The 20,785-nt window shown below is 73.2% G+C and carries 19 protein-coding genes; 11 read left to right on the top strand and 8 right to left on the bottom strand.

Features of this window, described 5'->3' with window-relative positions; translation table 11 throughout:
- Positions 1-252: 252 nt before the first annotated feature.
- On the bottom strand, positions 253-1,095 hold the full coding sequence (locus ACIBIW_RS06130; protein WP_399332452.1) for a hypothetical protein: 843 nt from the start codon (positions 1,093-1,095) through the stop codon (positions 253-255).
- A gap of 298 nt (positions 1,096-1,393) precedes the next feature.
- Here ACIBIW_RS06130 and ACIBIW_RS06125 point away from each other — a divergent pair, with 298 nt between their 5' ends.
- Both ACIBIW_RS06125 and ACIBIW_RS06120 read left to right on the top strand, forming a co-directional pair.
- Complete coding sequence (locus ACIBIW_RS06125; protein WP_399332450.1) at positions 1,394-2,506, top strand: Leu/Phe/Val dehydrogenase; 1,113 nt, start codon at positions 1,394-1,396, stop codon at positions 2,504-2,506.
- Between the two features lie 359 nt (positions 2,507-2,865).
- Positions 2,866-3,117 (top strand): DUF3073 domain-containing protein, encoded by a 252-nt coding sequence (locus ACIBIW_RS06120; protein ID WP_399332448.1) that lies wholly within the window; start codon positions 2,866-2,868, stop codon positions 3,115-3,117.
- A 189-nt stretch (positions 3,118-3,306) separates the two neighbouring features.
- On the opposite strand, the gene purM is transcribed toward ACIBIW_RS06120, so the two are convergent.
- The 3 genes from purM to ACIBIW_RS06105 form a co-directional block, all read right to left on the bottom strand.
- Positions 3,307-4,374, bottom strand: a complete 1,068-nt coding sequence (gene purM / locus ACIBIW_RS06115) for a phosphoribosylformylglycinamidine cyclo-ligase (RefSeq protein WP_399332446.1) — start codon at positions 4,372-4,374, stop codon at positions 3,307-3,309.
- A gap of 93 nt (positions 4,375-4,467) precedes the next feature.
- A complete protein-coding gene (gene purF, locus ACIBIW_RS06110; RefSeq protein ID WP_399332444.1) occupies positions 4,468-5,994 on the bottom strand; it encodes an amidophosphoribosyltransferase in 1,527 nt (508 codons plus the stop codon).
- A gap of 164 nt (positions 5,995-6,158) precedes the next feature.
- A complete protein-coding gene (locus ACIBIW_RS06105) occupies positions 6,159-6,788 on the bottom strand; it encodes a dihydrofolate reductase family protein (protein WP_399332442.1) in 630 nt (209 codons plus the stop codon).
- Positions 6,789-6,918: 130 nt separating this feature from the next.
- Here ACIBIW_RS06105 and ACIBIW_RS06100 point away from each other — a divergent pair, with 130 nt between their 5' ends.
- Positions 6,919-8,121: a hypothetical protein gene (locus tag ACIBIW_RS06100; protein WP_399332440.1), complete on the top strand. Its 1,203-nt coding sequence runs from the start codon at positions 6,919-6,921 to the stop codon at positions 8,119-8,121.
- Here ACIBIW_RS06100 and ACIBIW_RS06095 read toward each other — a convergent pair.
- On the bottom strand, positions 8,116-9,480 hold the full coding sequence (locus ACIBIW_RS06095; RefSeq protein WP_399332439.1) for an MFS transporter: 1,365 nt from the start codon (positions 9,478-9,480) through the stop codon (positions 8,116-8,118). The genes ACIBIW_RS06100 and ACIBIW_RS06095 overlap by 6 nt on opposite strands.
- A gap of 55 nt (positions 9,481-9,535) precedes the next feature.
- Here ACIBIW_RS06095 and ACIBIW_RS06090 point away from each other — a divergent pair, with 55 nt between their 5' ends.
- From ACIBIW_RS06090 to ACIBIW_RS06080, 3 genes are all read left to right on the top strand, one after another.
- Positions 9,536-10,291: an AraC family transcriptional regulator gene (locus ACIBIW_RS06090; protein WP_399332437.1), complete on the top strand. Its 756-nt coding sequence runs from the start codon at positions 9,536-9,538 to the stop codon at positions 10,289-10,291.
- Positions 10,292-10,435: 144 nt separating this feature from the next.
- Positions 10,436-11,257 carry a hypothetical protein gene (locus ACIBIW_RS06085; protein ID WP_399332435.1) on the top strand — a complete coding sequence of 274 codons (822 nt, stop codon included), beginning with the start codon at positions 10,436-10,438 and terminating at the stop codon, positions 11,255-11,257.
- Entirely contained in the window at positions 11,254-11,910 is a 657-nt protein-coding gene (locus ACIBIW_RS06080) for a hypothetical protein (RefSeq protein ID WP_399332433.1), read from the top strand. Before ACIBIW_RS06085 ends, ACIBIW_RS06080 begins: the two co-directional genes overlap by 4 nt.
- Before the next feature lie 111 nt (positions 11,911-12,021).
- Here the strand turns inward: ACIBIW_RS06080 and ACIBIW_RS06075 are convergent, their stop codons facing one another.
- A complete protein-coding gene (locus ACIBIW_RS06075) occupies positions 12,022-12,810 on the bottom strand; it encodes a sterol carrier family protein (protein ID WP_399332431.1) in 789 nt (262 codons plus the stop codon).
- A 122-nt stretch (positions 12,811-12,932) separates the two neighbouring features.
- On the opposite strand from ACIBIW_RS06075, the gene ACIBIW_RS06070 reads away from it, so the two are divergent.
- Positions 12,933-14,066, top strand: coding sequence for a hypothetical protein (locus ACIBIW_RS06070; protein WP_399332429.1), 1,134 nt, complete (start codon positions 12,933-12,935; stop codon positions 14,064-14,066).
- A 46-nt stretch (positions 14,067-14,112) separates the two neighbouring features.
- Here ACIBIW_RS06070 and ACIBIW_RS06065 read toward each other — a convergent pair whose 3' ends face one another.
- The gene (locus tag ACIBIW_RS06065) at positions 14,113-15,249 is read right to left on the bottom strand and encodes an FAD-dependent oxidoreductase (protein ID WP_399332427.1); all 1,137 of its coding nucleotides are present in this window, start codon (positions 15,247-15,249) and stop codon (positions 14,113-14,115) included.
- 108 nt (positions 15,250-15,357) lie between these two features.
- Here ACIBIW_RS06065 and ACIBIW_RS06060 point away from each other — a divergent pair, with 108 nt between their 5' ends.
- A complete protein-coding gene (locus ACIBIW_RS06060) occupies positions 15,358-16,071 on the top strand; it encodes a TetR/AcrR family transcriptional regulator (protein WP_399332425.1) in 714 nt (237 codons plus the stop codon).
- Positions 16,072-16,750: 679 nt separating this feature from the next.
- Here ACIBIW_RS06060 and ACIBIW_RS06055 read toward each other — a convergent pair.
- A complete protein-coding gene (locus ACIBIW_RS06055) occupies positions 16,751-17,080 on the bottom strand; it encodes an Lsr2 family protein (RefSeq protein WP_399332423.1) in 330 nt (109 codons plus the stop codon).
- A 353-nt stretch (positions 17,081-17,433) separates the two neighbouring features.
- Here ACIBIW_RS06055 and purS point away from each other — a divergent pair, with 353 nt between their 5' ends.
- From purS to purL, 3 genes are read left to right on the top strand one after another with little or no spacing between them, the layout of a single operon-like run.
- Positions 17,434-17,739, top strand: a complete 306-nt coding sequence (purS, locus tag ACIBIW_RS06050) for a phosphoribosylformylglycinamidine synthase subunit PurS (RefSeq protein ID WP_399332421.1) — start codon at positions 17,434-17,436, stop codon at positions 17,737-17,739.
- A complete protein-coding gene (gene purQ, locus ACIBIW_RS06045) occupies positions 17,736-18,482 on the top strand; it encodes a phosphoribosylformylglycinamidine synthase subunit PurQ (RefSeq protein ID WP_399332419.1) in 747 nt (248 codons plus the stop codon). Before purS ends, purQ begins: the two co-directional genes overlap by 4 nt.
- The gene (gene purL / locus ACIBIW_RS06040) at positions 18,479-20,761 is read left to right on the top strand and encodes a phosphoribosylformylglycinamidine synthase subunit PurL (RefSeq protein ID WP_399332417.1); all 2,283 of its coding nucleotides are present in this window, start codon (positions 18,479-18,481) and stop codon (positions 20,759-20,761) included. Before purQ ends, purL begins: the two co-directional genes overlap by 4 nt.
- Positions 20,762-20,785 lie beyond the last annotated feature (24 nt).

Below are 20,785 nucleotides of genomic sequence, written 5' to 3'. Positions count from 1 at the left end.
ATCACGACTCAACAGATTCCCCCAGAACATGCCATGCTGAACATTCCAGCCATGGGTGGACGTCGGAGACCCCTGGGCAGCACCCCGGGCCCCTTGTCCTATTTTGACACGAGGGGATGCGTTGGGCGCAAGACCCCGGTACGTGCGCTTCCTCACGGTATGCGCCGCTTAAGTTGGCGTTAAGGCCCTTTGCCCGATCCGCGGAGTTCGCCACCCGTCCACGCGCGCGTACGGGCCCACGCCCGCCGCCTACTAGTTCGCCTGCTGCCGATCGCGTACGGCGCGCCAGCGCTCGACGAGGCGTGCGTACGCCTCCGCCGCGCCCTCCCCGTCACCCTTGCGCAGCGCCTCGATACCCTCCGCCACGTCCGCCGCCGAGTGGTCGTCGGACAACTGGTCCTGGGCCAGGGTGTGCACGAGCCCCCCGTAGTCCAGCTCCACGAGCGAGCGCGGGTGGAACTCCTCAAGCCAGCGGCCCACGTCGAGCAGTCCGTCGATCAGCGGGCCCTCGTCCAGCGCCTCCTTCAGCGCCTTGAGGCCGCGCGCCACCCGCCGCCGCGCCTGCACCATCGGGGTGCGGTAGCGCAGCATCGGCGGGGCGTCCTTCGCGCTCTCCTCGAAATCCCGCTCGTCGTCCGAGACCAGCACGAACCAGTTCAGCGGCACATGCCAGGTCGCCGACCTGATCCAGGGCCTGGCGTCGGGGTTGCGCGCCAGCCAGTGTTCGTAGTCCGCCGCGGCCTGCCGCCGCACCACCGGGGGCAGCACCGCGTCGAGCACCGGGGGCAGCAACTGCCCGTCCAGATCGCCGAGCGCCTGCCAGCCGCGCAGCCTGGTGCGCCACGGGCAGACGCACACCACCCCGTCGACCCTGGCCACGAACGCGTCGTCGCTCTCGTGCACCGGCACCGGGATGGGCGGCGTCGGCAGCAGGTCGGACAGGGAGCGGCGCAGCTCGTCCTGGTACGAGGGCCGCTCGTCCCGCTCGGCGTAGCGGGCCCAGTGGCCGCGCTCCGGTTCCGGAAAGGCGGCCAGCGGCTCGTACACGCGCAGGTACGACGCGTACGGGACGATCAGCGAGGACACCTTCGGCACGCGTGCTGCCTCCCCTGTCGATCACGGTCGATCACGGCTGACCGGAAAAGTGCGGACCGGCGCTGCCCGCCGGTGCCTCCCGGATGGGCGGCGCCGGCCTGCCGCGCCGTCGTACCGGCGCCGCGGGGCAACCCGGAAATCGTCCCATGCCTGGCCTGCGGCGGAGGGTGATCCTCGGCACTGCGCAGAACGATCCCGGCACCCGGACCCGACCGGGCGGGGCTAATGTGTGGCCCCGGGTGCCCGCCACCCCCACGGGCATCTCCCAACCGCCGCACCATACCGAGGAGTCACCACCGTGACCGACGTAGCCGACGGCGTCCTGCACACCCTCTTCGGGTCCGGCCAACACCCGGACCAGGGAGGCCACGAGCAGGTCGTGCTCTGCCAGGACCGCGCCAGCGGCCTCAAGGCCGTCATCGCCATCCACTCCACCGCGCTTGGCCCCGCCCTCGGCGGCACCAGGTTCCATCCGTACGGCTCCGAAGAAGACGCCGTGCGCGACGCGCTCAACCTCTCGCGCGGCATGTCGTACAAGAACGCCATGGCGGGTCTCGACCACGGCGGCGGCAAGGCCGTGATCATGGGCGATCCCGAGCGGATCAAGACCGAGGAGCTGCTGCTCGCCTACGGCAGGGCGCTCGCGACGCTCGGCGGCCGCTATGTCACGGCGTGCGACGTCGGCACCTATGTCGCGGACATGGACGTGGTGGCGCGCGAGTGCCAGTGGACCACGGGGCGCTCCCCCGAGCGCGGCGGCGCCGGTGACTCCTCCGTGCTCACCGCCTTCGGCGTCTACCAGGGGATGCGGGCGTCCGCCGCCCATCTGTGGGGCGACCCCGGGCTCGGCGGGCGCACCGTCGGCGTCGCGGGCGTCGGCAAGGTCGGCCGCCACCTCGTCGGCCATCTGCGGGAGGAGGGCGCCCGGGTCGTGATCACCGACGTACGGGACGAGTCCGTGCGCCGGGTGCTCGACGAACACCCCGAGGTCGTCGTCGCCGCCGACACCGACGAGCTGATCCGCACCCCGAACCTCGACGTGTACGCCCCCTGCGCGCTCGGCGGCGCGCTCGACGACGCGGCGGTGTCCGCGCTGACCGCCACCGTGGTCTGCGGCGCCGCCAACAACCAGCTCGCCCACCCCGGTGTGGAGAAGGACCTCGCCGACCGCGGCGTCCTCTACGCACCGGACTACGTGGTGAACGCGGGCGGCGTCATCCAGGTCGCCGACGAACTGCACGGCTTCGACTTCGAGCGCTGCCGCGCCAAGGCCGCCGGGATCTTCGACACCACGCTTTCAATATTCGCACGTGCGAAGGAAGACGGGATTCCCCCGGCCGCGGCCGCCGACAGGATCGCGGAGCAGCGGATGGCGGAGGGGCGCGGGACGGTGCGGGCCGCGGCGGGCTGAACCGCCGTCGGCACCGCCCGCACCGCGGAAGCAGCGGCAGACAAGCAGCGGCAAAGGTGACAAATGGGCGGGGTGGCGATCGCCGTCCCGCCCGCCGCCGGGGAGCCGGGTGCGAGTTCGCTCCACCCCCCGGCGGGTCGCCGCACAGAAGACGCTAAAATCGACGTTGACCAGCGGGGACGGAACGTCTCGCGGGTGTTGTGCCGGGGCACGTACTGTGGGCGGCGTACCGTATGGGCGCGGAAGCAGGTACGGTTGAAGCCCTACGGACCGGTCTCTCCGAGGAGAGTCCGTTCCAGATCATGAACGCGTGTCAAGACTCTGGGGCCACCGAGCCCCGTCATCGAGGGGGTCGAGCCATGGGGCGCGGCCGGGCCAAGGCCAAGCAGACGAAGGTCGCCCGCCAGCTGAAGTACAACAGCGGTGGGACTGACCTCTCACGTCTGGCCAGCGAGCTGGGCGCATCGACTTCGAGTCAGCCGCCGAACGGCGAGCCGTTCGAGGACGACGAGGACGATAACCCGTACGCACAGTACGCGGATCTCTATAACGACGACGAGGATGACGAGGACGGCGAGTCCGGTCCCTCGTCGCAGCGGCGCGGCGCTTGACCGCGCGACACAGAACACCGTTTCGACAGCGCTGACCGTCCCCGGCGGGGGTGACGCCGAGCGACTGTACTTCTCCCGGTTCCGGCCACACGGCCGTACCGGGTTTTGTGCTGTCTCGCGCGCCCTCCCCCGGGCCGGCCGCCACCGGCCGTCTTCCCAGGCCCCGTCCGCTCATGGTGTCCACCGTGGTCAGCGGGGGTGGTTCCCGGTCAGCGCGGCGCCCGTGGGGTGCTCGCCGCGTTCGGTGACCTCGCCCGCGACCCAGGCGTCGACGCCGCGGTCGGCGAGGGTCGCGAGACAGACGTCGGCGGATTCCGGCGGCACCACGGCGATCATGCCGACGCCCTGGTTCAGCGTCTTCTCCGCCTCCGCGCGCGCCACCCCGCCCTCGGCCGCCACGAGGTCGAACACCGGGCCCGGTGTCCAACTGCCGCGGTCCACCGTGGCGTGCAGGGTGTCGGGGACGACCCGGGCGAGGTTGGCGGCGAGCCCGCCGCCGGTGATGTGGCTGAAGGCGTGCACCCGGGCGGTGCGGACGAGCGCCAGGCAGTCGAGCGAGTAGATCTTGGTGGGTTCGAGCAGTTCCTCGCCGAGGGTCCTGCCGAACTCGGCGACCCGCTCGTCCAGGGCGCGTCCCGCGCGCTCCAGCAGTACGTGCCGTACCAGCGAGTAGCCGTTCGCGTGCAGCCCCGACGAGCCCATCGCGACGAGCACGTCACCGGCGCGCACCCGCTCGGGGCCGAGCAGCGCGTCCGCCTCGACGACGCCGGTGCCCGCGCCCGCGAGGTCGAAGTCGTCGGGGCCGAGGAGGCCCGGGTGCTCGGCGGTCTCGCCGCCGACGAGGGAGCACCCGGCGAGCACACAGCCCTCGGCGATCCCCTTGACGATGCCCGCGACCCGCTCCGGGTGGACCTTCCCCGCGCAGATGTAGTCGGTCATGAACAGCGGTTCTGCGCCGCACACCACGATGTCGTCCATGACCATGGCGACCAGGTCGTGCCCCACGGTGTCGTAGACGCCGAGGCGCCGGGCGATGTCGACCTTAGTGCCGACGCCGTCCGTCGCGGTGGCGAGCAGCGGGCGCTCGTAGCGGGCGAGGCGGGAGGCGTCGAAGAGGCCGGCGAAGCCGCCGATCCCGCCGAGCACCTCGGGCCTGCGGGTCTTGCGCACCCACTCCTTCATCAGCTCGACGGCGCGGTCGCCCGCCTCGATGTCGACGCCTGCGGCTGCGTAGCTGGCGCCTGGGGTCTCAGACATGACGGGGGCCTTCGGTTCGGTGGGGAGGTTCGGGTACGGCCGCCCGGCGCCCGGCGCCTGCGAGGGGCGACGGGGCGCGGGCGGGCGCGGCCGCTAAGGGCGGCGGACGGCGTCCACGGCGGCGGTGGCCGCGGGGCCCGCGGCCAGCTCGGTCTCCAGGAGCTGCTTGCCCAGCAGCTCGGGGTCGGGCAGCTCCATCGGGTACACGCCGTCGAAGCAGGCGCGGCAGAGGTCGTCCTTGGGGATGGCGGTGGCCTCGATCATGCCGTCGATGGAGATGTAGGAGAGGCTGTCGACGCCCATGGAGCGGCCGATCTCCTCGACGGTCATGCCGTTGGCGATCAGCTCGGCGCGGGTGGCGAAGTCGATCCCGAAGAAGCACGGCCACTTCACCGGCGGCGAGGAGATCCGCACGTGCACCTCGGCGGCGCCCGCCTCCCTGAGCATCTTGACCAGCGCCCGCTGGGTGTTGCCGCGGACGATCGAGTCGTCGACGACGACGAGCCGCTTGCCCGCGATCACCTCGCGCAGCGGGTTGAGCTTCAACCTGATGCCGAGCTGGCGGATGGTCTGGGAGGGCTGGATGAAGGTCCTGCCGACGTACGCGTTCTTCACCAGGCCGCTGCCGAAGGGGATGCCGGACGCCTCCGCGTAGCCGATGGCGGCCGGGGTGCCGGACTCCGGGGTGGCTATCACGAGGTCGGCCTCCGCGGGGGCCTCCCTGGCGAGCCTGCGGCCCATCTCCACCCGGGACAGGTACACGTTCCGCCCGGCGATGTCGGTGTCGGGGCGGGCCAGGTACACGTACTCGAAGACACAGCCCTTGGGCTTCGCATCTGCGAATCGTGTGGTACGGAGGCCGTTCTCGTCGACGGCGACGAACTCGCCGGGCTCGATCTCGCGGACGAACGCGGCGCCGCAGATGTCGAGGGCGGCGGTCTCGGAGGCGACCACCCAGCCGCGTTCGAGCCTGCCGAGCACCAGGGGGCGGATGCCCTGCGGGTCGCGGGCCGCGTAGAGGGTGTGCTCGTCCATGAAGACCAGCGAGAAGGCGCCCCTGACGTGCGGGAGCACCTTGACGGCGCCGTCCTCGACCGTGAGCGGCTTGCCGTCGTCGTCGACCTGGCCCGCCATCAGCGCGGTGACCAGGTCGGTGTCGTTGGTGGCGGCGACCTGGGTGGCCCGGCCGTTCTCCTTGGGCAGGTCGGCGACCATCTCGGCGAGCTGGGCGGTGTTGACCAGGTTGCCGTTGTGGCCGAGCGCCACCGAGCCGTGGGCGGTCGCCCTGAACGTCGGCTGGGCGTTCTCCCACACCGAGGCGCCGGTGGTGGAGTAGCGGGCGTGGCCCACCGCGATATGGCCGGTCAGGGAGCTGAGGGAGGTCTCGTCGAAGACCTGGGAGACCAGGCCCATGTCCTTGAAGACGAGGATCTGCGAGCCGTTGCTGACCGCGATCCCCGCGGACTCCTGGCCCCGATGCTGGAGGGCGTAGAGCCCGAAGTAAGTGAGCTTGGCGACCTCTTCTCCCGGCGCCCAGACCCCGAACACGCCGCACGCGTCCTGGGGGCCCTTCTCGCCGTGGAGCAGGTCGTGGCTGAGTCGTCCGTCACCACGTGGCACGACACCGAGTGTAGGCGAGACCGGGGGGTGGTCGGCAGGTCCGGGGGCGGGGGGCCTGGGGTGGACACGGTGAGTTATCGCACAGCGGGGGTGCGGCGGAGGGCGCCGCGCGGGTGCGGCATGGGTGCCGCGGGGGTGGCGGCGCGGGCGCCGCTGGGGTGCTCTCAGAGCCGCCGCGGGGCGTCGGCGGTGCCGTACCCGGGCTCTCCCGCGCGCTCGTAGCGGCAGTACTGGATGCCCGCGGGGGTGGTGTGGGTCTCCGCGAGGCGCCAGGCGGTGGCGGTGGCGCCCGGCGAGAACAGGCGCTTTCCGGTGCCGAGGACGACGGGGACCGTCATCAGCCGGTACTCGTCGACGAGGTCGTGCCGCTGGAGGGTGGCGATGAGGTCGGAGCTGCCCTGCGTCATGAGCACGCCGTCGAGGCGCTCCTTCAGAGCGGCCACGGACTCGGCGGCGTCGCCGCGCAGCAGATGGGAGTTGTGCCACTTCAGGCTGGTCAGGGTGCGGGAGGCGACGTACTTGGGCATGGTGTTGAGGCGCACGGCGATCGCGTCGTCCCCGTCGGTGACGCGCGGCCAGTAGCCGGCGAAGATGTCGTACGTCCTGCGGCCGAGCAGCAGGTGGTCGGCGGTCCTGTCGAAGACACCGGTCATGAGGGCCATGAAGTCCTCGTCGACGTACGGCATGTGCCAGCCGCCGTGCCGGAAGCCGCCCTCGACGTCCTCGTCGGGGCCCCCGGGGGCCTGCATGACCCCGTCCAGGGTGAGGAACGCGGTGACGATCAGCTTGCTCATGGCGGGCCTCCGTCTGGTGAATCGCTCGTACCCTGGTCGACTCGCCCGCGCGCGAGAACTCATCGGCGGGGCGCGGGTACTGCGCGACCCCCCGTGGTGCGGACCCGTGCGGGCGTCACAGAATGTCCACATGTCCTCGACCGAACTTTCCGCGCCGTTCACCGGGCCCCCGGCCAGTCGGGGAGCCAAGCGCGCCGCCCTGGTCCTCGCCGTCGCCTGTCTGCTGGCGGCCGCCGGGCTGCTCGCCATCGGGGTGCCTGGCGCGCTCGCCGACGAGCACGCGTTCCGCACCGCCTCGCCCTGCGCCGCGGGGAGGGGCGGACGCGACGGCGACTGCCTGTGGACGACGGGGGCGCGCATCGACCACGTACGGCGGGAGACGGCGAAGCGCTCGCCGGTGTTCTGGGTGTACGTCGTCGAGAGCGACGGGCACGCCACCCGCACCAGCCTGCGCGGCACGCCCTCGCAGGTGCCCGGCGCCCGTCCCGGCGCCCGGATCGAGGTCACGTACTGGCGCGGGCAGATACGCACCGTCGACCTGGGCCAGGGGCCCCGCTACACGAAGGCGGACCCGCGCGAGGACCACAGGCCGCTGCTGGCCGCCGCCCTCGGCCTGCTGCCGTTCGCGCCGGTGCTCTGGTGGGGCTGGTACTGGGTGGGGCGGCGCCCCCGCAGCCGCCGCGCCGGCGCCTGGCAGCTCGTCGTCCCGCTCTTCGGGGGCCTCTCCCTCATGCTGCTCGGGCCGCTCGCGGCGCTCTCCACGCCCTCGGTAGGCAGGGCGTTCGCGGTGTTCGGCGCCGCGGCGGCGGCGGTCGCGCTGGTCTGCGCGGTGGTGGCGCTGTTCCTGCGGTGGCGGCAGCGCGGCGACGACACGATCGCCCTGGCGCCCGCGGCGCTCACCGGGGAGCGGCACTTCGCGGGCGCGGTGCTGGGGGACGTCCCGTACGCGGGCGGTGGCGGCACGCTGGTGGTGGCGCCCGGCTATCTGGCGACCACCCCCGATCCCACGGCGGCGGCCTTCCGCAACGAGGCGCCCGGCACCCTGCGGGCGCTGCGGGTACGCCCCCTGTACTGGACCGACCCCCAGGGGCGCCCCGACTTCCGCGGCCGTGGCCTGGTCCTGGAGTGCGAGGACGCGGGCACGGCGGTCCTCATCGCCACCCACCGCAAGCACATGCCGCTGGTCCTCGGGGCGCTGCGGCGGCCGCAGGCACCGGAGGAGCCCGGCGGCGGCTCGGGCGACGCGGATGCGGGCGCGGCAGATGCGGGCGACGCGGATGCGGGCGGGGCGCACGGGGCCGCGGGCACCGCGGGCGGGCCTTCACGGTCATGAGGGGGCGGCGGGGCCGGGTCCCGGCTCCTCGGCCCGTACCGGCTGCGGCCCGTCCCCGGGGGCGCGCGGCTTCGGAGCCGCCGGGTGTGGCGCCTCGTAGCGCCAGAACGGGCGTACGGACAGGGCGCACACCGCGACCAGCAGCAGACAGAGCAGGGCGCTGCCCGACCAGGCGACGCCCAGCGTGGTGAGCGCCGCCAACGAGCCCGCGCGGAGGTCGCCGAGCCGGGGGCCGCCGGAGACGACCACGGTGTAGACGCCCTGCATACGGCCGCGCATCCGGTCCGGTACGAAGGTCTGGAGAATCGTCTGCCGGTAGACGGCGCTGACCAGGTCGGCGGCGCCCGCGAGCATGAGCAGCGCCGCCGCCGTCCACAGCCTGTGGGCGAGTCCCGCCAGCGCGACGGCGCCCGCCCAGCCGATGACGGCCAGGGTCAGCGCGACCCCCTGGCGGCGCACCCTGCCGATCCAGCCGCTGCACAGCCCGGCCACGAGCGAGCCCGCCGCGATGGCCGAGTAGAGCGGTCCCACGCCGCCGTGGAAGCGCACCGCCGCCGCCTCGGGGAACAGCGCGCGCGGCATCGCCAGCACCATCGCCGCGATGTCCGCGGTGAACGACATGACCAGTACGGGGTTCGTCCCGATGAACCGCAGCCCCTCGTACACGGAGCGCAGCCCGCGCGAGTGCTCGGCGCCGCGCGGCCTGATCGGCGGCAGCCGCAGCGCGGAGTGGAGCAGCAGCGTGAACAGCGCGGCGTCGGCGCCGTACGCCCAGGCGAAGCCGGACGGCAGCGCGACGAGACCGCCCGCGGCGAGCGGGCCGAGGACCTGGCCGAGGTTGCCGGTGGTGAAGTTGAGGGTGTTGGCGGCGGCGACCTGCTCGGCGGGGACGATACGGGGGATGATCGCGCCCTGGGTCGAGGAGGACACGGCGAAGGCCGCCGCCTGCACCGCGACGAGCGCGATGATCACGGCGGGGGAGCGCAGCCCCGCCACCGCCTGGACGAGCAGCCCGAGCGTCATCGCCCAGGCCAGCAGCGAGGTGCGCAGGAAGAGCGCACGGCGGTCCACGCGGTCCGCGATCGCGCCGCCGTACAGGCCGAAGACGACGATCGGCACGAACTCCGCCATCGCCGTGACCCCGACGTAGAACGACGAGCGGGTGAGCGAGTACACCTGCACCGGGACGGCGACCCCGGTCAGCATGATGCCGACATAGGCGGCCGCCTGCCCCGCCAGCAGCCGCCGATAGGCCGGGGTGCGCAGCGGGCGGGTGTCGAGCGCCATCCCGCGCAGCCGCGCGCCCGCCTTCCGGCCGAGGGCGCGGGCCCCGGCAGCCGCAGTCCGCTTCTCTTCCACGACGGCCACTCTGGCGCGGGCGCCCCGGGTCCCGCTTCCGGTATTCTGCCGCTCGATGTCGGAGAACGGCCACGCCAGGTCGGTAGCGGCGCCCACCACGCACGATCACCTCGCGGGCGAGGTGATCGGACGGCATGTGCACGACCACCATCAGCTCGTCCAGGTGAGCACCGGGGTGCTTGCGGTGCGGACCGGCGAGGCGTCGTGGGTGGCGTCGAGCGCCCGCGCGATGTGGCTGCCCGCGGGGATCTGGCACGAGCACCGGGTGTACGGCCACACCTCTGTGCACACCCTGGCGTTCGCGGTGGACGACGCGCCACTGCCCGCCGACGCGCCCACGGTGGTCGCGGTCGACGCGCTGGTGCGCGAGCTGACGGTCGCGTGCAGCGATCCGGCGCTCCCGCCCGCGGAGGCGGCCCGTATCCGCGCGGTGCTGCGCGACCGGCTGCGCCGGGCGCGTGCGCAGCCGATGGTGCTGCCGGTGGCCCGCGACCCCCGGCTGGCGCGGGCGTGCGAGCTGGTGACCGAGGACCTTGCGCAGCCGCGGACGGTGGCCTGGCTGGCGCGGCGGGCCGGCGCCGGGGAGCGGACGCTCGCGCGGCTGTTCCGCTCCGAGTTCGGCATGACGTATCCGCAGTGGCGGGCGGGCACCCGGGTGTTCCGCGCGATGATCCACCTCGCCGAGGGGGCCACCGTCACCGAGACGGCCCGCCGGTGCGGCTGGGCGACCACGAGCGCGTTCATCGACACGTTCACCCGCACGACGGGCCAGACCCCGGGCGGCTACCGCGCGGCGGCGGCACCGCCGTGAGGCGGGCCGCCCACCGCGGAGGAGTTGGGGAGTCGACACGTCGGGGGCCGGGCGCGGCGCGCCGTCGTCCGTGACCGACAATGCGGGGTGTACGAGCCCGCGGGTGTCCGCGGGCCGGTGACTGGAGGCCGGCGGGTGCCAGCGGTGTTCGGGAGACGGGGCGGGGCCGGACGGCCGGGGATGGTGGGCGCGGCGGTGCTCACGGGGGCGGCGCTCATGGGGGCCGCCGGGTGTTCCGCGGATGATCCGCCCTTCGCCTCGGTGTCCGCGGGCCAGATATGCGACGGGAGCCTCGACGCGTCGGCGGCCGCGGATCTACGGGCGCTGGCGAAGGGGGAGGAGTTCTCGGAGACCGTCAGCACCCGGCTGGCGAAGGAGGCGAAGGAGAACGCCGAGCGGGCCGGGGTTCGCCACCAGCACGGCGCGGACGGCAAGGGCGGCGCAGGGCGCGGGGACGCGGACGGGAAGAAGCCGGGGACGGCGCTCGGCTACACGCTCTTCTCGCTGGACCGCGCGGCCAGGCCCGCCGCCCTCCACCAGAACGGCGACGCGCGCCCGCACTGCGACATCTACCGGTTGAACGACAAGGGCCGCCTGGTGCCCGTGGTGATCGTCAACTTCGCGGCGGAGCGCCGGGTTCCCGACAAGAAGGCCACCAAGGACGCGTACGACGTCTCCGGCACGAAGTACCTCTCCTATCCCGTGGGCGCGGCCGGTTTCCTCGGCCGGGACGAGGCCGCCCTGCACTTCCGCTGCGGGACCGGTGCGGGCGGCGACCGCACCGGCTTCGTCGTCGCCCGGATGTACGGCGTGCAGTACGGTCTTGACGCGCCCGGCACCCAGGGCGCCATGCAGATACTGCTGTCGATGTCACGGCATCTTGCCGACGCCGCCGGCTGCGCGGACGAGGCCGGGCTGCCGGCCACCGTGCCGAAGCCCGAGAAGGCGCGGGAGGCTCGGTCATGACGTCCGACCGGCTCCGCCGGGCCGTTCTGCGCTGGCCCGTGCCCGCCGTCCTCGCGCTGGCCGCCGTCGTCGGCTGCTCAGGCGGGGACGGGGCGCCAAAGGATGACCCGGGGCTGAGCGCGGGCCAGGTGTGCGACGGGCTCTTCGACGAGGAGGCGGGCGGTGCGCTGCGGCGGCTCGCCGACGACGACCGCTTCGGGGACACCGACAAGGACTTCTCGGTGGACAAGGCCGTCAGGCCCGACGATCTCGGCAGGTTCGGCACGGGGCACAGCACGTGCCTCGTCTACCCGGAGTCGAGCGAGGAGTTCGCCCCCCTGGTCCAGATCGACTTCAGCCTTGTGAACGGCGCCTTCGCCATAGGGGACGGCGTCCAGGACACCGTCAGCTACCCGATCGGCGACCGCGCGGCCACCACCGGTCTGAACATGGCCAGGATCTACTTCAAATGTCCCGTCAAGGACGGAGAGAAGACATCCCCGTATATCGCGGCCCATCTGCGGGCGAGCGCCCGCCAACTGCGCGGCGAGCACCTGAGCGGCGACCGCATGGCCGTCCTCAACTCCGCCGCCCGCCGCGTCGCCCGGCGCCTGGACTGCCTGGACACCGCCAACTTGCCGACCACGGTCCCCGCGCCGAGCCGCGAGCAGTGAGGCCGTAGGGCGGCCGGGGCACGACCGGGGGCGGCTGGCGAGGCTCCGGCCCGACGCGCGGCTGGCGGGGCTTACGGCCCGGGGCGCGGTCGGCGGTCCGTCCGGCCCGTCTCAGCCCAGCAGCGGCAGCAGCCCCGACAGGTCGGCACGTTCGCCGCTCGCGGCGACCTTCGCCGCCTCGCGCGCGGCCTCCCATGTCGTACGTCCCGTGGCGAGCCGCAGCCAGGTCAGGGGGTCGGTCTCGACGACGTTGGGCGGGGTGCCGCGGGTGTGCCGGGGCCCCTCGACGCACTGCACCACCGCGAACGGCGGAATCCGCACCTCCGTCGCCCCGCCCGGCGCCTTCGCCGCGAGCGTGTCGGCGAGCAGCCGCACCGCGGTGGCGAGCGCCTGCCGCTCCAGCGGCACGTCGAGCCCGGTGGCGCGGTTCAGGTCGTCGGTGTGGACGGTCAGCTCCACGGTGCGGGTGACCAGATAGTCGGTGAGGGTCATGGCGCCGGTACGGGTGTCGAGCAGCCGGTCGGGCGGCGCCTGCGCGAGGCCCTTCGCCACCCGCTCCGCCACACCGTCGTACAGCTCCACCAGGTCGCCCCCGGCAAGTTGCCGTGCGGCCGCCGCGATCGGCTCCGCCTGCTCCGCGGTGGTGGACGCCCAGTCGAGCAGGGTGAGGTCCGCCCTGTTCGGCTCGGGCCGCTCCAGGGCGGAGGCCACCGCGCCCACGGACATCGTCAGATGCGCCGCGAGATCGCGCACCGTCCACGCCCCGAGCCCCGCGGGCGCCGCCAGCCGCTCCCCCGACAGCCCGCGTACCGCCTCCGCGACCCGCCGGAACTGCGCCAGGACCGCGGCCCTGACCTTGGCGTCGTCATAGCTGCGCGGACGCTTCCTCGATGGCGGCATGCCGGGAAGGGTAATCGAGGCGCCGACCGCGCGGCCGGGGCGTTGTCAGTGGCACACCCCATGATGGTCGGTGGTCGGGCCTGCGACAGGGCGTGCCCGGTGTCCCGGGGGAGAAGTGTGCCGTGAAGACGCTGTTCAGCGGCGAGATGTGGGTCGAGTACGCGCAGTTCTACGTGATGACCGACCCCGACTCGTACGACCTGCCCTCCGACGCCGCGTTCGCGGGCCAGGAGCAGGGCCTGTGCGGGGCCGCGGTGGACGGCGTTCTCTGTCTGGTCACGGGGCTGCACACCGGCCACATACCGCTCACCGTCGAGCTGCACGGGCAGCGGCCGCCCGTAGGACCCGAGTGGGAGGAGGTCGTCGAGGCGTCGCTGGTCCCGGTCTCCGACCTGCTCCAGCTCCACGAGTGCGACGACCAGGTGGACGCGGGGCCCGGCTTCGCCGGGATGCCGCACCGGGTGCGCTACGCCGCCCTCGCCATGGACGAGGGCCACGAGGCCGACACCAGGAGCCGGGGCGAGCCGTGCGCCGAGCGGTATCTCCTCCAGCTCTGGCCCGCGGCGCCCGCGCCCGACCGGCTGATACGGGAGACCTCACCCACTGCCGCGTACTGGAACGGCGTGGCGCGCGACAGGCCGCCGCCCCCCACACCCGAGGAGCGCGCGGCGGCGGAGCGCGCCGAGCGGGAGGCGCGGGAGCGCGAGGAGGTGCGCAGGGAGGCCGAGTTCGAGCGCCTTCGCTGGGGCGGCAGGGTGCCGAGCGGGAGGCTGCGCGACGTCGGGGGCCACATCGCGGGCCTGCTGAAGCGTGACGCGCCGCTCGTCCACCTGGTCGGCGCCGCCGACGACGTGCTCCTGCGCGACCTGGCCCTGTTCCTGGCGCGCCGGGTGTACGACGCCGCGGGGCTCGGGGAGCTGGAGTGGACCGCCCCGGCGATTGGCGCCCTGGAGGCGGGGCGCCCGCCGCCGGAGCCCTGGGGCGATCCGCAGCGCGTCTGGCTGGAGCTGGCGCGGCTGGAACCCCGCATGGGCGACCGGCTGATCGCCTGGGAGGACGGCACCCGGCGGGTGTCCCAGCGGCACATGGCGCTGCCCGTGCTCTGGTCGGCCGCGGCCCCCGACCCGCTGCGCGCCGCGCTGGAGAGCCTCTGGCACTCCATGGCCGCCTTCGGCACGGGGACACCGGGGCTGCTCGCCGAGGTACGGGCGATACTCGCGGCGGAGGGCGTCCACCCTCCCGCGACGGGGCGGTGAGGCACCGGGGCCACGGGCAGTGCCCGGCTCCGGCTCCGGGGGCGCCTCACCGGGTCGGGTCCTCGTCCCCCCTGAACATGGCGATCAGGCCGTGCGGCGCCCGTTCGCCGAACATCAGGTCGTGGAGGCGTACGGCCTCGGCGGCCTCCGCGGCGCCGCGGGGGAACATCTCACGCTCGTACGCGGCGAGCGCGGCCTCGGTGTCGTCGGGGTGGGCGGCGAGGGCCGCGCCGAGTTCCGCGCCGTCGAGCATGGCGAGGTTGGCGCCCTCCCCGGACGGGATCATGAGGTGGGCGGCGTCGCCGAGCAGGGTCACGCCGGGCACCCGCTCCCAGCGGTGCCCGACCGGCAGCGTGTGGAGGGGGCGCAGCACGGGCGCGGTCTCGCCGTCGGTGATCAGCGCGGTCAGCTCGGGCGCCCAGCCCTCGAACTCCGCCGCGATCCTGGCGGCCGTCGCCTCGGCGTCGGTGAAGTCGACGGCGTCGAACCACGCGCGCGGCCTGGACAGCGCCACATACGTGTGCAGCGTGTCGTCGCTCTCCCGGTGCGCCGATATCCCCCGGCCAGGCGCGAGCGCCATCATCGCCCCGCCGCCGACGGCCTTCGCGGCGGCCGGGTGCCGTACGGGCCCCTCGTAGAGGTAGGTCTCGACGAACGACGTGCCGGTGTACGTGGGCACCGCGTCGGACAGCAGCGGGCGCACCCGCGACCACGCGCCGTCGGCGCCGACGAGCAGGTCGGCGACGGCGGTGGTGCCGTCCGTGAACCGCACCTCGTGACGGCCGCCGCCGAGCGCGCGGACGCCTTCGGCCTTGTGCCCCCAGCGGACGGTGCCCTCGGGCAGCGAGTCGAAGAGGAGCCGCCGCAGCTCGCCGCGCTGCACCTCGGGGCGGCCCCGGGTGCTCTCGTCGGCGTCCGCGAACAGGACGGTGCCGTCGGGGGCGAGGGCCCTGGTCGTCTCGCGGCCCTCCAGGACGAGGCCGCGGAACTCCTCGAAGAGGCCCGCGGCCCGCAGCGCGGGCTGCCCGTTGTGCTCGTGGATGTCGAGCATCCCGCCCTGGGCGCGCGCCGCGGGCGACGCCTCCGCCTCGTGGACCACGGACGGGATGCCGTGGACGTGCAGGACGCGGGCGAGCGTGAGGCCGCCGAGTCCTGCGCCGATGATCGTGACAGGGGTACGCATGTGTGCCTCCCGGGGTCGGGGGCCGCCCGTGACCGGGACGGGCCCGCACTGGAATGTCGTTCCAGAACCCATGTTGGAACAACGTTCCAGGCATGTCAAAATGGCGGCATGGCAGCACGGACGCACAGGCCGCGGCGGCGGACCGAGGCCCTTTCCCGGGAGCGCATCACCGAGGCCGCCGTCGAGCTGCTCGACACGGCAGGGGAGAGCGGGCTGACGTTCCGGGCGCTGACCGAGCGCCTGGCCACGGGCGCGGGGGCGATCTACTGGCACGTGGCGAACAAGGGCGAGCTGCTGCGCGCCGCGACCGACGCCGTCATCGTCACCGCGCTGGCCACCCCGCCCGCCGGCGCCGCGCCCCGCGACCGGGTGCGCGCCGTGGCGCTCGGCCTCTTCGACGCGGTCGAGGCGCACCCGTGGGTCGCGGCGCAGCTCTCCGCGCTCCCCTACCAGTCGACCGCGCCGCGGATCTTCGAGAGCGTCGGGCAGCAGGTCAAGGCGCTCGGCGTGCCCGAGGAGCACTGGTTCGCGACGGCCTCCGCGCTGGTGGAGTACATCCTCGGCGCCGCCGGGCAGAACGCCGCGAACACCGCGACCGCCCGCGCCCTCGGGCCCGCCCCCGACCGCGGCGAGATCCTCGGCTCCGTGGCGCGGGCGTGGGAAGGGCTCGACGCGGAGGAGTACCCGTTCACCCGGGCCGTCGGGGACCAGCTACGGGCGCACGACGACCGCGAGCAGTTCCTCGCCGGAATCGACCTCATCCTCGCCGGTGTCACCGCCCTCCACCTCCAGGACGGGCCCCGCACGCCCCGCGAGCACTGAGCGAGGAAACGTCCCGCTGCGGGAGACGTACGGCCTGGACGGCGGGAGAACACCCGAGCCGGAAAAGCGACCGGCGCGCACGCGACCCGGCGACCGGCCGCGCACCCGGCCGCCGACCACCGGTAAAGCAAACCGACACGTCCGCAAACCGCCCCGCCCGCGCCAGAACCGCCCCGCTCCCCGCCCGAGAATCCAGAGCCCCGGAACCAGAGCCGCAGAACCACGGCCCCGGATGCCGCGCCCCCGCGACAAGCGCGGCATCCGGAAGAGGAAGAGGGCGTTCCGCGCCCAGGAGCGCCTTGCGCTCTTCCGCGATCCGGGAAACCCCCGCCGGTTGATTGGGATTCGGCCATCTCCCGCGGCCGTAACGCAGTCAGATGTGGCGATGAATCGCGCGCATGTGGCCGCGAACGGAAGTACTTGTGAAGAAGTCCCGCACCCGGCGCCGACTTCTTCCCACCCCCGTAGTTCACCAGGCGAACCCGGCACCGGAACGGCGCCCGGCGGCCCCGCGGCGGCACCCGCCCGCGCGGACACCGGGAAACGCGAAGGCGCCGGCCGCGCGGAACTCGCGCTGCTGCCGGCGCCGTGCCATTCACGACCGGGAAGACTTACCGCGGACCCGGGCGGCGCCACGGAGAGCCGCCGCGGGATCTCACCAAACCTCCCCGGGGAAGAGCTAGTTGGCGGCCTCGAATGCCTCGTAAACGCGCTTCGGGATGCGCCCGCGCGGCGGCACGTCCATACGGTGCGAGCGGGCCCAGGCGCGCACCGCGGCCGGGTCGGGGGTCACCGACGTGTACTTCAGGGTTTTTGCCTGTTTGCCGCCGGTGCGCGCCCGCTTGCGTCCGGCGTGCATGTACGGCGCGAGAGCCTTCCGGAGTTTCTTGGCATTGGCTGGATTGAGGTCGATCTCGTACGACTTGCCATCGAGGCCGAAGGCGATCGTTTCCGCCGCTTCGCCTCCGTCGATGTCGTCATGGAGAGTGACCACAACACGCTGCGCCACGAATATCGGTCCCTTCGTGCGACACCACTGCGCTGACATGCGAGGATGGCGTCTGTCCGGCTGGCTGGGGCAAAGGATCGGGTAAGACCAATTCCTTTGTACAGTGCTCGGCATTGCATTGGGAAGTCCGCTTAAAACTCTCAGCGTGTCCGGGCTCAATGTCGATCTGGGGTTTTCCTTGATATTTACGGTGGCGGCACGCTTCGTAACTGCTCGTTACCGTTCGGCCGCCCCCGTGCGCCGCCCTTGATCATTCCACTCCCGAGCCGCTCCTCACCCTATATCTACCCGAGTAGATTTTTTCTACCGGTACGCTGAGCGGACCTGCTCAGCACCACACACCGGGAGTGTCAGTGGCACGCGTCGTAGTCGACGTCATGCTCAAGCCGGAGATCCTCGACCCGCAGGGGCAGGCGGTGCAGCGTGCGCTGCCGCGTCTCGGCTTCGAGGGCATCTCCGACGTACGCCAGGGAAAGCGCTTCGAGCTGACGGTCGAGGGGCCGGTCGACGACACCGCCCTCGCCCGCGTGCACGAACTGGCGCGTTCCTTTCTCGCCAACACCGTGATCGAGGACTTCACCGTGAAGGTGGAGACCGAGGACGGCACCGACGTCCTCGTCGACTCGGGCGCCGCGGCCGCGAAGGCGGCCGGGCAGTGACCGCACGCATCGGCGTCGTCACCTTCCCCGGAAGCCTCGACGACAGCGACACCCGGCGCGCCGTCCGGCTCGCGGGCGGCGAACCCGTCGCCCTCTGGCACAAGGACCGCGACCTGCGCGGCGTGGACGCGGTCGTGCTCCCCGGCGGCTTCTCCTACGGGGACTACCTGCGCGCCGGCGCGATCTCGCGGTTCTCCCCCGTCATGGAGCCGCTGACCGAGCAGGCCAGGGCCGGCATGCCGGTGCTGGGCATCTGCAACGGCTTCCAGATCCTCACCGAGGCCCATCTGCTGCCCGGCGGCATGCTCGGCAACGACCATCTGCACTTCCTCTGCCGCGAGCAGACCCTCCGCGTCGAGAGCACCCGCACCGCGTGGACCGCCGACTACGCGCAGGGCCAGGAGATCCGTATCCCGCTGAAGAACATGGACGGCAGGTACGTCGCCGACGCGCGCACGCTCGACATGCTGGAGGCCGAGGGCCGCGTGGTCTTCCGCTACACGGACGCCGCACCGGCCGCACCCGCACCCGCCGCCTCCACCGCGGACCGCGCCTACCCGCCGCCCGCCGCCGCCCCCAACGGCTCGCTGCGCGCCATCGCCGGGATCTCCAACGAGGCGGGCAACGTGGTCGGCCTCATGCCGCACCCGGAGCACGCCGTGGACCCGCTGGTCGGCACCGGCGGCCGCGACGGCCTGCCCTTCTTCACGTCCGTCCTCAAGAACCTGGTCAGCGCATCATGAGCCGCACCCCCCTGGACACGGTCGAGCACGCGGCGACCACCCCCGACATCGAGCAGCCCTGGGCGGAACTCGGCCTGAAGAAGGACGAGTACGAGCGGATCAGGGAAATCCTCGGTCGCCGCCCGACCGGCGCCGAACTTGCCATGTACTCCGTGATGTGGTCGGAGCACTGCTCCTACAAGTCGTCGAAGGTCCATCTGCGCCAGTTCGGCGAGAAGGCCCCCGAGTCCGACGCCCTCCTCGTCGGCATCGGCGAGAACGCGGGCGTCGTCGACATCGGCCAGGGCTACGCGGTCACCTTCAAGGTCGAGTCGCACAACCACCCCTCGTATGTGGAGCCGTACCAGGGCGCCGCGACCGGGGTCGGCGGCATCGTCCGCGACATCATCGCGATGGGCGCGCGCCCGGTCGCGGTCGTCGACCCGCTGCGCTTCGGCGCCGCCGACCACCCCGACACCCGGCGGGTACTGCCCGGCGTCGTCGCGGGCATCGGCGGCTACGGCAACTGCCTCGGCCTGCCCAACATCGGCGGCGAGGTCGTCTTCGACGCCTGCTACCAGGGCAACCCGCTGGTCAACGCGGGCGCCGTCGGCGTCATGCGGCACGAGGACATCCACCTCGCCAAGGCGTCGGGAACCGGCAACAAGGTCATCCTCTACGGCGCGCGCACCGGCGGCGACGGCATCGGCGGCGCCTCGATCCTGGCCTCCGAGACCTTCGACACGGCGTCCGACGGCGCCTCCGGCACGGGGAAGCCCTCGAAGCGCCCCGCGGTCCAGGTCGGTGACCCGTTCCAGGAGAAGCTGCTCATCGAGTGCACCCTTGAGGCGTTCGCCGAGAAGCTGGTGGTCGGCATCCAGGACCTCGGCGCCGCCGGACTCTCCTGCGCCACCAGCGAACTCGCGTCGAACGGCTCGGGCGGCATGACCGTCACCCTCGACGACGTGCCGCTGCGCGACTCCACGCTCTCGCCCGAGGAGATCCTCATGAGCGAGTCCCAGGAGCGCATGTGCGCGGTCGTGGCACCCGGGAAAGTCGACAGGTTCCTTGCGATCTGCGACAAGTGGGACGTCATCGCGACCGTCATCGGCGAGGTGACCGACGGCGACCGGCTTGAGATCTTCTGGCGCGGCGGAAAGATCGTCGACGTCGACCCCAGGACCGTCGCCCACGAGGGCCCGGTGTACGAGCGCCCGTACGCGCGCCCCTCCTGGCAGGACGCCCTCCAGGCCGACGGCGCCGCGGCGCTGCCGCGCCCCCGCGACCCGAAGGAGCTGCGCGGCCAGGTGCTCGCCCTGGTCGGCTCGCCGAACCAGGCGTCGAAGGCGTGGATCACCTCCCAGTACGACCACTTCGTGCAGGGCAACACGGTGCTCGCGGGCCCCGAGGACTCCGGGATGATCCGGGTGGACGAGGAGAGCGGCCTCGGCGTCGCCATCGCCACCGACGGCAACGGCCGCTACACCAAGCTCGACCCGTACACCGGCGCGAGGCTCGCACTCGCCGAGGCGTACCGCAACGTCGCCACGACCGGCGCCCGCCCGCTCGCCGTCTCCGACTGCCTCAACTTCGGCTCCCCCGAGGACCCCGCGGTGATGTGGCAGTTCACCGAGGCCGTCCGGGGCCTCGCGGACGGCTGCCGGGACCTCGGCACCCCGGTGACCGGCGGCAACGTCTCCCTCTACAACCAGACGGGCGAGGCCGCCATCCATCCGACGCCGGTGGTCGCGGTGCTCGGCGTGATCGACGACGTGGCGCGCCGCACCCCCGGCGCGTTCACCGCTGACGGCCAACTGCTGTACCTGCTGGGCGACACCCGCGAGGAGTTCGACGGCAGCGCCTGGGCGCAGGTGGTGCACGACCACCTCGGCGGGCTGCCGCCCCGGGTCGACCTGGAGCGCGAGCGGCTGCTCGGCGAGATCCTGATCGCCGCGTCCAGGGACGGCATGGTGGACGCCGCGCACGACCTGTCCGACGGCGGCCTGATCCAGGCCGTGGCCGAGTCCTGTCTGCGCGGCGGCCGGGGCGCGCGCCTGGTGGTGCCGGACGGCCTCGACGCGTTCACGCTGCTGTTCTCGGAGTCCGCGGGCCGCGCGGTGGTGGCCGTACCGCGCTCGGAGGAGACCAGGTTCACCGACATGTGCGGGGCGCGCGGGCTGCCCGCGACCAGGATCGGCGTCGTCGACGGCGACGCGATCGCCGTCCAGGGGCAGTTCGAACTCCCCCTGGAAGAGTTGCGCACCGCCCACGAGGCCACCATCCCCGCCCTGCTGGCCTGATACCGCCCATACCGCACGGCCCCG

The sequence above is a fragment of the Streptomyces sp. NPDC050560 genome, from assembly GCF_044457285.1.
In the GTDB taxonomy this organism is placed as follows: domain Bacteria; phylum Actinomycetota; class Actinomycetes; order Streptomycetales; family Streptomycetaceae; genus Streptomyces.
The sequence above is the reverse complement of the archived record's forward strand: the minus strand, read 5'-3'. Positions and strand labels throughout refer to the sequence as shown.